The sequence below is a fragment of the Enterobacter sp. HK-058-C-ECC genome (genome assembly GCF_047531125.1).
GTDB classification, from domain to species: domain Bacteria; phylum Pseudomonadota; class Gammaproteobacteria; order Enterobacterales; family Enterobacteriaceae; genus Enterobacter; species Enterobacter quasiroggenkampii.
In genome coordinates this window covers 108910-121738 of sequence record NZ_JBLKCH010000006.1, presented here as the reverse complement: position 1 = coordinate 121738, position 12829 = coordinate 108910, and the positions used below count along the sequence as shown (strand labels likewise).

At 54.6% G+C, this 12829-nt stretch carries 12 protein-coding genes; 8 read left to right on the top strand and 4 right to left on the bottom strand.

The window, feature by feature from the left end:
• Positions 1-23: 23 nt before the first annotated feature.
• Positions 24-992, bottom strand: coding sequence for a phosphoserine phosphatase (gene serB / locus ACMWJS_RS13735; RefSeq protein ID WP_008502066.1), 969 nt, complete (start codon positions 990-992; stop codon positions 24-26).
• A 117-nt stretch (positions 993-1109) separates the two neighbouring features.
• On the opposite strand from serB, the gene ACMWJS_RS13730 reads away from it, so the two are divergent.
• From ACMWJS_RS13730 to ACMWJS_RS13695, 8 genes are all read left to right on the top strand, one after another.
• Positions 1110-1754, top strand: a complete 645-nt coding sequence (locus ACMWJS_RS13730; RefSeq protein ID WP_048225575.1) for a YtjB family periplasmic protein — start codon at positions 1110-1112, stop codon at positions 1752-1754.
• Positions 1755-1793: 39 nt separating this feature from the next.
• Entirely contained in the window at positions 1794-2810 is a 1017-nt protein-coding gene (gene lplA, locus ACMWJS_RS13725; protein ID WP_063620719.1) for a lipoate--protein ligase LplA, read from the top strand.
• A 234-nt stretch (positions 2811-3044) separates the two neighbouring features.
• Positions 3045-3755: a DUF1120 domain-containing protein gene (locus ACMWJS_RS13720; RefSeq protein ID WP_414747199.1), complete on the top strand. Its 711-nt coding sequence runs from the start codon at positions 3045-3047 to the stop codon at positions 3753-3755.
• A gap of 245 nt (positions 3756-4000) precedes the next feature.
• Positions 4001-4717 carry a DUF1120 domain-containing protein gene (locus tag ACMWJS_RS13715; RefSeq protein ID WP_045907745.1) on the top strand — a complete coding sequence of 239 codons (717 nt, stop codon included), beginning with the start codon at positions 4001-4003 and terminating at the stop codon, positions 4715-4717.
• Positions 4718-4799: 82 nt separating this feature from the next.
• The gene (locus ACMWJS_RS13710; RefSeq protein ID WP_414747198.1) at positions 4800-5489 is read left to right on the top strand and encodes a fimbria/pilus chaperone family protein; all 690 of its coding nucleotides are present in this window, start codon (positions 4800-4802) and stop codon (positions 5487-5489) included.
• A gap of 63 nt (positions 5490-5552) precedes the next feature.
• Positions 5553-7919: a fimbrial biogenesis usher protein gene (locus ACMWJS_RS13705; RefSeq protein WP_414747197.1), complete on the top strand. Its 2367-nt coding sequence runs from the start codon at positions 5553-5555 to the stop codon at positions 7917-7919.
• A complete protein-coding gene (locus tag ACMWJS_RS13700; protein WP_164712094.1) occupies positions 7910-8473 on the top strand; it encodes a hypothetical protein in 564 nt (187 codons plus the stop codon). The genes ACMWJS_RS13705 and ACMWJS_RS13700 overlap by 10 nt, the downstream gene beginning before the upstream one ends.
• Before the next feature lie 117 nt (positions 8474-8590).
• Positions 8591-9295, top strand: coding sequence for a DUF1120 domain-containing protein (locus ACMWJS_RS13695; RefSeq protein ID WP_045907742.1), 705 nt, complete (start codon positions 8591-8593; stop codon positions 9293-9295).
• Between the two features lie 43 nt (positions 9296-9338).
• Here ACMWJS_RS13695 and deoD read toward each other — a convergent pair whose 3' ends face one another.
• From deoD to deoA, 3 genes are all read right to left on the bottom strand, one after another.
• Positions 9339-10061, bottom strand: coding sequence for a purine-nucleoside phosphorylase (gene deoD / locus ACMWJS_RS13690; protein WP_045907741.1), 723 nt, complete (start codon positions 10059-10061; stop codon positions 9339-9341).
• 103 nt (positions 10062-10164) lie between these two features.
• Positions 10165-11388 (bottom strand): phosphopentomutase, encoded by a 1224-nt coding sequence (deoB, locus tag ACMWJS_RS13685; protein ID WP_014882457.1) that lies wholly within the window; start codon positions 11386-11388, stop codon positions 10165-10167.
• Between the two features lie 53 nt (positions 11389-11441).
• Positions 11442-12764, bottom strand: a complete 1323-nt coding sequence (gene deoA / locus ACMWJS_RS13680) for a thymidine phosphorylase (protein WP_252077589.1) — start codon at positions 12762-12764, stop codon at positions 11442-11444.
• Positions 12765-12829 lie beyond the last annotated feature (65 nt).

The window sequence follows — 12829 nt, the reverse complement described above, 5'->3', positions numbered from 1 at the left end:
TACCCGGCCTACAAAGCAGACCGTTATTTCTGATTAAGGCTGCCGGAGAGAATGCAGAACACCCCCATCAGGTCAGCGTGACGGATAGTCACTTCCGTCTTTTCATTCACTTTTGGCTTGGCATGGTAGGCAATGCCCAGGCCGGCCGCTTTGATCATCGGCAGGTCGTTCGCACCGTCCCCGATGGCGACGGTCTGGACAACCGGAATTTCATATTTTTCCGCCAGACGCGTCAGCGTATTGGCTTTGTACTGGGCATCCACAATATCGCCGATCACCTGGCCGGTCAGCTTGCCGTCCATGATCTCCAGCTCATTGGCCACCACGGTGGTCAGATGCAGTTTTTCCCGCAGATAATCCGCGAAGAAGGTGAAGCCTCCGGAGGCGATCGCCACCTTCCAGCCGAGGGACTGCAGCTTCAGCACTAGCTGCGTCAGCCCGGGCATCAGCGGCAGCACATCGCGCACCTGACGCAGAATGTTGGCATCGGCCCCTTTCAGGGTCGCCACGCGCTGTCTCAGGCTGGCGGTGAAATCCAGCTCGCCGCGCATCGCACGCTCGGTGACTTCCGCCACCAGCTCGCCGCTGCCCGCCAGCTTCGCAATTTCGTCAATACACTCGATCTGAATGGCGGTAGAGTCCATGTCCATGACCAGCAGGCCCGGCGTTTTCAGGTGCGGAATTTTCCCCAGCGGCGCGACGTCCAGCCCGGCGTCATGCGCCAGGCGCGTGGCGCGCTGCGTCAGAGAGCCCGCCAGACGAATGACCTGGTAGTCTTCCACGCACCAGGCGGCGACGATAACCATCGCGGCCCCCAGTTTGGTTTGATACTGGGTCAGGCGTTGCTTATCCAGACCGCGTCCGTACAGCAGCCAGCCGCTACGACCGGCGTGGTAATCCAGAGGCATCACCTCATCGCCACTTAAAGAGAGCGGCAATCCTGGCCATAAAGAGACATCCGTTGGCAGGTCACACCAGGTAATGTTCGGCATTAAAGCTCCTGTAATTTCGTTCGCGCCGGAAGGTTGCAGAGGGAAAATAACGCATGAGGCTACCCTGTAACCATCACTTCTGGCAACATTAAGCCGTAAATTTTCAGCAGGTGGAATATGGCTCGCGCAAAACTGAAATTCCGGCTCCATCGCGCCGTGATTGTCCTTTCCTGTCTCGCACTCTTAGTGGTGCTGATGCAAGGGGCATCGTGGTTTAGCCAGAATCATCAACGGCAACGCAACCCGCAGTTTGAAGAGCTGGCCCGCACGCTGGCACGCCAGGTGACGCTCAACGTCGCGCCGTCCATGCGAACCGAAACGCCGGACGAGAAGCGGATAGGCCAGGTTTTACGCCTGCTGACGGAGAACAGCCGCATTCTTGATGCGGGCGTCTATGATGAGCAAGGCAACCTGATTGCCCGCGCGGGCGAACATGTCGACGTGCGCGACAGGCTGGCGCTTGACGGCAAAAAAGCCGGCGGCTACTTCAACCAACAGCTTGTTGAACCTATTCAGGGCAAGAATGGCCCTCTGGGGTACCTGCGCCTGACGCTCGACACCCATACTCTTCCGACTGAAGCCAAGCAGGTCGATAATACCACCAACATTCTGCGCCTGATGCTGCTGCTTTCGCTCGCCATTGGCGTTGTGCTGGCGCGCACCCTGCTTCGCGGCAAACGCACGCGCTGGCAGCAATCCCCGTTCCTGCTGACCGCCAGCCGGTCGGTCCCCGAAGACGAAGAGAGCGAGAAGAAAGAATAGTGATAAAGTAGGCGAACGATTCAGAAAAGGAACTTTGCCATGACGACGTTACGCCTGCTTATCTCTGACTCTTACGATCCCTGGTTTAATCTCGCGGTGGAAGAGTGCATCTTCCGCCAGATGCCTGCTACCCAGCGCGTCCTCTTTCTCTGGCGTAACGCCGATACGGTGGTCATTGGTCGTGCGCAAAATCCGTGGAAAGAGTGCAACACCCGGCGCATGGAAGAAGACAACGTCCGCCTGGCGCGCCGGAGCAGCGGCGGCGGTGCGGTGTTCCACGATCTTGGCAATACCTGCTTTACCTTTATGGCGGGAAAACCGGAATACGACAAAACCATCTCAACATCCATCGTCCTCAACGCGCTCAATGCGCTCGGCGTGACGGCTGAAGCTTCGGGACGCAACGATCTGGTGGTCAAAACGCCCGACGGTGACCGCAAGGTCTCCGGCTCTGCCTATCGTGAAACGATGGATCGCGGCTTCCACCACGGTACCCTGCTGCTGAATGCCGATCTGAGCCGTCTGGCGAACTACCTTAATCCTGATAAGAAAAAGCTACAGGCTAAGGGCATTACGTCCGTACGCGGGCGCGTGGCGAATCTGGTGGAACTGCTGCCCGGGATTACTCACGAGCAGATTTGCGATGCGATCCGTGACGCTTTCTTTGCACATTACGGTGAGCGGGTAGAAGCCGAAGTGATCTCCCCGGACAAAACGCCGGACCTGCCCAACTTCGCCGACACCTTCGCCCGCCAGAGCAGCTGGGAGTGGAACTTCGGTCAGGCCCCTGCCTTTTCCCATCTGCTGGACGAACGTTTTACCTGGGGCGGCGTGGAATTGCACTTTGACGTTGAGAAGGGCCACATTACCCGCACGCAGGTCTTTACGGATAGTCTCAATCCGGCACCGTTAGAGGCGCTGGCCGCGCGTCTGCAGGGCTGTTTGTATCGGGCGGATATGTTGCAGCAGGAGTGTGATGCGCTGATCGGCGATTTTCCGCAACAAGAAAGAGAATTGCGGGAATTATCGGCCTGGATCGCCCAGGCTATAAAATAACCCGGATAAAAAGCGGTGAATAAATGCACCGCTTTTTTATTATTCGCCTCCCTCTACATGTAAATACATGCACAAATGTATTTACCCGCATTAATATTTCTCAAAACAAAAATTAGAATTAATCATTATAGAATTAACATTAACCATTAATAGAATCCTCGCGCTTGCAACACTGCAAGTTAATGACTTCATGATAATTAATACAATTATTCAATTATTGGTTAAGGAATAACAATGAAAAAAGTTCTTCTTGCAACACTGATTGCAATGACGTCCACGGCAGCGCTGGCAGACGGCAGTATCGTGATGAAGGTTCAGGGTAAAATGAACCATGCTTCTTGCACCCCTGAATTAAGCAACGGCGGTTCTATTGATTTTGGGACTATCGCGCTGGATCAGCTCTCTCCAACCCAGACCAACCAGATGGGCCAGAAAGACATGTCTCTGACCATCAACTGCCCGTCTGCAACCAAAGTTGCCTGGAGTATTGCCGATAACAAAGAAGACTCCAATGCGGCAAACGATCTGAGCTCCAGCGAGTTTTATATTCGTGATGCTAAAGACAATGGCGGAGACGTGTATGGTGCAGGCACCACCTATGGCGTGGGCACCACTGCCGCTGGCGACAAAATTGGTGCGTATGCGATCAGCACCCGCGTCAATGAAATCACGGCTAACGGCATGCCTGCCCAGGCTATCTATGCCCCAGCCTACGTGAACAGCAAAGGCGAATACATGTGGCGCAACCTGGCGTCTGGCGTTATCGCTAACGGTAACGCGGAAATTATCACCGCAACCAAGCCTGGCTATACCGCACCGCTGGCCATCACCAACGTGGTTTATCCGTTCAAAGTGTCTCTGGCGATTGTTAACACTAACCGCCTGTCCACCACGGATGAAGCTCAGCTGAGCGGCGAAACCACCATCACGCTGGTTTACCTGTAATCATTGACGATTGGTCACTATCACGGCGGAGTATTCCGCCGTTTTCATTTAAATAAATACATTCATAAATGTTTAAATGAGCCTTATTAAATCTCAAAGCACGTGTAAGTAAAACTAATTATTGAATTACTTAAATCATTACTAAAATCGGCGCTGCTTGTCATGCCGATACTTATCGATTTGCAAGTCATTTTTAAATTAAAAATATCTGAGTTATTAACTCTTTCTATGGTTAAGGAATAACAATGAAAAAGCTCCTTCTCGCTACCGTTTTATCAATGGCAGCGACTGCGGTCTATGCTGAACCGACTGCAATGCTGAAAGTTCAGGGAACGCTGACCAGTGCTGGTTGCGTGCCTGAAATCAGCAACGGCGGTCTGGCCGATTTCGGCGAAGTGGGTCTGGATTCGCTTTCCTCCTCCGCGGCCTACCAGGCTGGCCATAAAGATGTGACATTCACCATCAAATGCCAGTCGGCTACCCGCGTAGGCTGGACGATCAAAGATGACCGTGCAGATTCAAATGCCGGTAAGAATAAAACATCAAGCGAGTTCCACGTGGATAACGGCACGGCGAACGGTGCTCAGGCATCCGGTAACTACCAGCTGAACGGCGTGGGTAAAACCAGCGCAGGGGAAAACATCGGTGCCTATTCCGTTGCGACCTATCTGACTTCCGTCACCGCAGACGGCGCAACGGCTCAGCCTATTGCCGCGTCTATGTACACCGGCGGCGCCATCAGCAGCAGAAGCTGGGTCAACATGTGGACCAGCGGCATCATCATGAACGACGGTACCGACGTAATGACCGTTGCCAAAACGGGTGAGCGTGCGCCAATGGCCTTCACCACTGCGGCTTTCCCACTGAAAATCGCCCTGGCTATCGCGCCAAGCAAAGATCTGACCCTGACCGACAAAACCGATCTCGACGGCCAGTCCACTATTACGCTGGTTTATCTGTAATTCAGCATGTTGCCGCAAAACTCTCCATTTCGATGGGGAGTTTTTTAATACCGTTAACCACGAAAAAATCATGACCAGAATAATGAAAACTACATCCCTGTTTTCCGTCCTTTTATTCGCGCTTCCCACCACGCTGTTCGCCGCAGGCATGGTACCTGAAACCACGCTGCTGATGATTGATGAAGCCAACCACGGCGGCGTAATGAGCGTCAAAAATACCGACACCATACCGACTCTGCTCTACACCTCTATCAACGATATCGAAGGGGAAAATGGCGTTAAGCTCAACGTCACCCAGCCCGTTGTTCGTCTGGAGCCAGGCCAGGAACAGCAGGTGCGTTTTATTCTTGAAACCGATAAACCTCTCACGGTCGAACACTATAAGCGCGTGATCTTCGAAGGCATTCCGCCGAAGAGCAAAGATAAAAACGTGAAGGTGGGGATTAACCTTCGCCAGGATCTGCCGGTACTGATCCATCCGAAAAGTCTGCCTGTCGTCACCGATGCGTGGAAGTTACTGACCTGGTCGCTGGAAGGAAAAGAGGTTGTGGTGCGCAATACCTCCCCTTACGTCGTGCGCTTCTCAACCGCCATTACCCTCCTTCCATCGCGAGCAACCGGGCTGGTCAACAAGACCTTTATCCTGCCGGGTGAAACCATGAAAGTGCAGATGGATAAACCGATGGGTAGCGCCGATAACGCAGTAGAGTTCAGCCCCGCGAGCCGCTACGGGATTGAAGTGGATAACTACACAGCCCCCCTTAAACGCTAAAACGACAGGGATGCTTTGGTGACTGAGCTATCATTGCGCAACAGGATGCGCCGAGCGGCAGTAGTGGCAGCATTATTGCCGTCTTCCGCGCTGCATGCGTCCGATGTGGACTTTAATACGGATATTCTGGCGACACGTGGCATCAGTACCAACCTCGCCCACTATTTCTCTGAAGCTCAACGCTATCTGCCTGGCAAGCATGCCGTGCAGGTAAAAATAAACGGCATTGAAAAGGGCAGCCTCGCCGTCAAGATTGGGGACGAAGGGCAGCTCTGCGTTGATGATGATTTCATCAGCGCCGTGGGGCTTTTACCGCTAAATATCAGCGAAAAAGAGACGTGTCATGACCTGCTCAAAGACTACCCTTCAGCCACGATCAAGCTCATGCCCAACACCGAATCACTGGAGATCTTCGTTCCGGCAGAAGCCATGGATAACGGGTTTTATGCCGCCAGGTTTTACTCTCACGGCGGCGTTGCGGGCCTCATTAACTACAACGCTTTCACCAACTACAACGAATATGGCAGCGGTGGCAACAGCACGTTTTCACAGGGAAATATCGGCACCGGTATTAACATTGCAAACTGGACGCTGCGCAGTAACTACATCCTGACGGACGATAACGGCACCCGCAGCGCCGAGAATCTTTACACCTACGCTGAGCACGTTTTTGAAGAGAAAAAAATGCGTGCGCAGGTCGGTCAAATCAATATCAACTCCGCCCTGTTTAGCGGCGCGCAAATTACCGGGGTCCAGCTCATGCCTGAAACCGGTCTTCAGCCCAATATTCAGGTCACGGAAGTCTCTGGTATTGCCCGTACAAACCAGGCTCGCGTAGAAGTTCGTCAGTCCGGTCAGGTTATCTATTCTTCGCTGATCAATGCCGGTCCCTTCACGCTGCCGGACGTACCGGTTTTGCGCAGCAATGTCGACCTGGATGTCAGCGTCATCGAAACCGATGGCTCAACAACCCATTTCACCGTGCCCTCATCAGCCCTCAACGTCATAGGGAGCAACCGTGCCGAGGGGTTAAATCTGGCACTTGGTCAGGTTCGCGACAGTGGCGATGAAAAGAACTCCCCCTGGGTGTTCACCGTGTCTGACGGTACGAGCCTGACTACACGCCTGACTGCCGTTGCGGCAAGCGTGCTGGCCGAGAAATACCAGTCTACCGGTGCAAAGCTCGACTGGTCCGTCAATGAAAACTGGCTCATTTCACCCAGCGTATTGCTGAGTCAGTCCCGCTTTTATGATACGCAGCGGGGCAGCAAGTTTGAGCTCAGCAGCAATATTTTACTCCCCGCGCAGCTGACGCTCGGGCTCAGTGCTTCCCAGTATAACGGCGACTTTCGTGAGCTCACCGAAGCCATGGACGAAGAATCGCAAAGCTATGAAAACGCATGGAATACCAGCCTCAGCTGGAACAACGAATACATCGGCTCCCTCTCTTTACAATACAGCGCGAACTCTGGCGATGAGAGCAGCGGTGACTCACGCTATCTGATGGCCTCGTGGAGCAAAAGCCTGGGGCGTACCTCGCTGTCCGTAAACTGGCAACACGCCATGAGCAATAGCGAAACAGAAAACAGCACCAGCAACAATGACGATCTCTTCTATGTCAGCCTGATCGTCCCTCTGGGCGACGATCGCGTCAGTACCTACATGCGTACTCAGGGTGAAAAGCAAAACTATGGCGTCCAGGACAGCGGTTCTGTCGGCCGAAACCTCAACTACACCATTTCTGCCGATCGCGATAATCAGGACAAAAGTGATTCCTTTAACGGCAATATCACGACCAACCTGCACTATACCCAACTTGGGCTGTCTGCCGGTCTGAATGACGGAAACCAGCATAACTACAGCGCATCGTTAGGGGGTGGCATTGTCATGCACCGCCATGGCCTCACCTTTGCCCCCTTCCCGGTGAAAGAGACCTTTGGCATCGCAAGGCTAAGTGAGCCGGAAAGCGGGATAGAAATCACCACACCCGATGGCACCGTCTGGACAGATTACTGGGGGCAAGCCGTCGTTCCCGGGCTCAGAGAGTGGCAGAAATCACAAATTGTGATCAATACCAGCTCGCTGCCGCAGGGGATGGATTTATCAAATGGTATCCAGACCGTGTCCGCGGCCTACGGCTCATTTGCACAGGTCGATTTCCATGTGCTGAATACCCGTCGCGTGATGCTGAAGGTAAAACATGTCAATGGCGGCTGGCTCGAAAAAGGGCTAAGTATCGTGGACAAAGACAGCAACTATATTGTCAGTGTGATGGATAACGGCAGCGTGTTTATTTCCGATGCCTCGACGACGCCGGAGCTGTATGTCGTGGACGACAATATGACGCGTTTATGCCAGATCCACTACACGCTGAATGAAGAGAAAGATAAAGACGCCTATTACGAAAAAGCAGAAGGAACATGCCAGTGAAAATAGTTAACGTGATGCTGAGCGGTCTGACATTATTTTTCGCCTCTCAGGTATTCAGCGAGGAGTGCCAGATGACCCTTTCTCAGCCGACCGTCTCGTTTGGCCGATTCAAACAGGACGATATTGCTGCCTCGCTGAAAAACTGGAATCGCATGCCCGCAAAAGAGGTGATGATCAACGTGTTTTGCCCTCAGCCTCAGGTCATGGCCCTGTTCATGCAGTCCGCATCTGGCGCCAACGGCGGCGTGCTGTTTGGGCAGGAGGGACGGCTGGCGCTGGTCGCGAACAACATGACGGTAGACGGACGCCACTACGATCTCGTCAAAACCACCGACCGGGTAAAATTTACCTCATCAGACAGCCCCAAAGAACACGTTTTCCTGAAAAACAACGACGGCATCATTGCTCGCCAAAACGCGACACCGGTTCAGGGCAAGCAAATGAGCGTAACCATAAAACTTATACCCATCATTAATAATAACCAGCTGCGCAGAATTTCCGATAATACCGACCTGGAAAGCACCCTCGCCTGGGAATTATTAACAAGCGAGTAAAAGAATTCACCTTCGTATTCATTTTTTGGGTGAAGAGTAAGAAGAAAAATAAACCTTTTAAATTATGGATCCGTCCATTCAATTTAATATTCATTACATCTATGTTAAGGATTAACCATGAAAAAGAGTCTCCTTGCCGCCGCACTGGCACTGGCAGCGACCTGTGCTCATGCGGGTGACACAGCGGTACTGAAAGTCAAAGCGTCGCTGACCGGCAATTCCTGTACGCCTGAACTCAGCAACAATGGCGTGATCGATTTCGGTACCGTCCAGGTCGGCGATCTCTCTCAAACCCAGGCAACCCAGCTGGGTGAAAAGGGTCTGACACTCACGATCAACTGCCCAACGCCGACTAAAGTGGGCTGGAGCATCGCGGATAACCGCGCAGACACCAACGCCAGCACCGGCAGCAGTTCCAATCTGAAGGTGATGAATGCGACGTCTAACGGTGGCGAGCTGCGCGGCAGCATCTCGACCTTTGGTCTGGGTAAAACGCATGACGGTAAGAACATCGGCGCATACTCAGTGTATACCAGCACCGGTGACGTCACGGCGAACGGCGCAACGGTTGAGCCTATCCGTACTGCGCTGTCTGCAGGTACAAGTATGGGCCGCTGGCAGAAAGCCAATGGTGGCACCATTGCGAACAAAGACCTGGGTCTGATGAGCGTGGCATCTGCCGGTAAAACCGACCCGATGGCGGTGACCAGCGTCTCTTTCCCGCTGAACGTCTCGCTGGCAGTGGAAAACCTGAAGAAGCTGTCTCTGACGGAAGACACCGAGTTTGATGGTCAGGCGACGATCAGCGTCGTGTATCTGTAAGAAGTGAAAATGCCGGGCAGCGAATGCCGCCCGGCAGACAACATTACGCTTTGTCGCCCAGCAGAACGGATTCCAGCGCGATTTTGATCATGTCGTTGAAGGTGGTCTGACGCTCAGCGGCAGTGGTCTGCTCATGAGTACGGATATGGTCGGACACGGTGCAGATAGTCAGCGCTTTCGCACCAAACTCAGCCGCAACGCCGTAGATGCCCGCCGCTTCCATTTCCACGCCCAGAATGCCGTATTTTTCCATCACGTCGAACATCTCGCCGCCGTCTGGTGCATAGAACAGATCGGCAGAGAAGAGGTTACCCACGCGCGCGTCAACGCCCAGCGCTTTTGCCGCGTCAACCGCGTCACGCACCATGCCGAAGTCAGCGATTGCCGCGAAGTCATGGTCTTTGAAACGCATGCGGTTTACTTTGGAATCGGTGCAGGCACCCATGCCGATAACCACGTCGCGCAGCTTAACGTCCATACGCACCGCGCCACAGGAGCCCACGCGGATGATTTTCTTCACGCCGAAGTCGGTGATCAGCTCTTTGGTGTAGATAGAGCAGGATGGGATACCCATACCGTGACCCATGACGGAGATTTTGCGGCCTTTATAGGTACCGGTGAAGCCCAGCATGCCGCGTACGTTATTCACTTCACGCACGTCTTCGAGGAAGGTTTCTGCAATGTGCTTCGCGCGCAGCGGGTCGCCCGGCATCAACACGACGTCAGCGAAATCACCCATTTCTGCATTAATGTGAGGAGTTGCCATCTTCAGTTCCTTTTACATTGTTGTTTTTGCCGGGCGGCGGCTACGCCTTACCCGGCCTACAAAACCGTAGGCCCGGTAAGCGAAGCGCCACCGGGCAATGACATCAGAACATGGCCTTGCCATATTCCATGTCAGACGTACCAAAATATTTCGCCAGGGTCTGGCCGATGTCCGCGAAGGTTTCACGGTGACCCAGCGAGCCCGGCTTCACTTTCGGGCCGTACACCAGCACCGGAATGTGCTCGCGGGTGTGGTCGGTACCGGTCCAGGTTGGGTCACAGCCGTGGTCCGCGGTCAGGATCAGAATGTCATCTTCACCCACCAGCTCCATCAGCTCCGGCAGACGGCGGTCGAACAGCTCAAGACCCGCAGCATAACCCGCGACGTCGCGACGGTGACCCCAGGAGGAGTCGAAGTCCACGAAGTTGGTGAAGACAATGGTCTTGTCACCCGCTTCTTTCATCTCTTTGATGGTGGCATCGAACAGCGCATCGAGACCGGTCGCTTTGACCTTTTTGGTGATGCCGCAGTTAGCGTAGATATCCGCGATTTTACCCACGGACACTACGTGACCGTCTTTCTCATCGACCAGCTTCTGCAGCACGGTTGGCGCCGGCGGCTCAACGGCCAGATCGTGACGGTTACCGGTACGCTGGAAGTTACCCGCTTTGTCACCAATAAACGGACGCGCGATCACGCGGCCGATGTTGTAGCCGCCTTCGGTCAGCTCTTCGCGGGCGATTTCGCACAGCTCGTAGAGTTTATCCAGGCCAAACGTCTCTTCGTGGCAGGCAATCTGGAACACGGAGTCAGCAGAAGTGTAGAAAATCGGCTTGCCGGTTTTCATGTGCTCTTCGCCGAGCTGGTCCAGAATCACGGTACCGGAAGAGTGGCAGTTGCCGAGGTAACCCGGCAGGTTGGCACGCTTCACAAGCTTATCGAGCAGCTCCTGCGGGAAGCTGTTCTCGTGATCGGAGAAGTAACCCCAGTCGAACAGCACCGGCACACCGGCGATTTCCCAGTGGCCAGACGGGGTGTCTTTACCGGAGGAGAGCTCGTGCGCCCAGGCATAGGCGCCCACGACTTCCGCGTTGCCGTCCATACCGGCTGCGATTTTACCGGTAGAGCCTTCATGCGCTTTCACCAGCCCGAGGCGGGTCAGGTTAGGTAGAGTCAGAGGGCCTTTACGACCGTTGTCCGCTTCGCCTTTCGCACAGGCTTCCGCGATGTGACCCATGGTATCGGAACCCACGTCACCAAAACGTTCTGCATCTTCGGTTGCGCCGATGCCGAATGAGTCCAGCACCATAATAAATGCACGTTTCATAATTGTTCTCCGTACGTAGTGCTTCAAAAATTATCGATCAGATCAGTATACCGCTATTCGGTGATACGGCGATAGACAGTCGGTGTGGTTTCCGGTGCTTTATCGTCAAGCATGATGGCCGCTTTCACCGCTTTCGCCGCTTCCTGCCAGCTGGCTTCGTCTTTGGCGTGGATCACCGCCAGCGGACGTTGGCCGTCAACGCTGTCGCCCAGACGGGCCATATCGGTAAAGCCGACGCTGTAATCAATGGTGTCTGAGGCCTGACGACGGCCGCCGCCCATTGAGACCACCGCCATGCCGAGGGCACGGGTGTCCATGGCGGAGACAAACCCTTCGCTATCGGCATACACCGCTTTGCTGAGCGTCGCGGTTGGCAGGTACTTCGCGTAATTTTCGACGAAATCGGTCGGGCCTTTTTGCGCCGCGACCATGCGGCCGAAGATCTCCGCCGCTTTGCCGTTGTCCAGCACCGCCTGCAGCTTCGCGCGGGCGTCGGCGTCGTCTTTGGCGAGCTTGCCGGAGATCAACATCTCAACGCACAGCGCCATGGTGACGTCGAACAGGCGCGGGTTACGGTATTCCCCCGTCAGGAACTGGACGGCTTCACGCACTTCGACGGCGTTACCGGCGCTGGAAGCCAGCACCTGGTTCATATCGGTGAGCAGTGCGGTAGTGCGCACGCCTGCGCCGTTGGAGACGCCAACGATCGCTTCGGCCAGCGCCTCAGAGAGTTCATAGGTTGGCATAAACGCGCCGCTGCCTACCTTCACGTCCATCACCAGCGCGTCCAGCCCTTCTGCCAGCTTCTTCGCCAGGATAGAGGCGGTGATCAGCGGGATGGAGTCAACGGTCGCGGTGATATCGCGGGTCGCGTAGAAACGCTTGTCTGCCGGAGCAAGAGAGCTGGTCTGGCCGATAATCGCCACACCAACGTCTTTAATAATGTCGCGGAAGCGGTTGTCATCCGGGAAGATATCGAAGCCCGGAATGGCTTCCAGTTTGTCGAGCGTACCGCCAGTGTGGCCCAGGCCGCGCCCGGAGATCATCGGGATGTAACCGCCACAGGCTGCCACCATTGGGCCGAGCATCAGGGAGGTCACGTCACCCACGCCGCCGGTGGAGTGTTTATCCACAATCGGGCCGTTAAGGTTGAGGCTTTTCCAGTCCAGAACGGTTCCTGAATCTCGCATCGCCATGGTCAGCGACACGCGCTCAGGCATCGACATATCGTGGAAGAAAATGGTCATCGCCAGAGCCGCAATCTGCCCTTCTGAGACGGTGTTATCACGAATGCCGTTGATGAAGAAGCGGATCTCTTCGTCGCTTAATGCATGACCATCACGTTTTTTACGAATAATTTCTTGTGCGAGAAACACGGTAACCTCCATGCGGAATCGGGGGAATTGTGGCGGGTGGCGCTACGCTTACCCGCCCTACGATC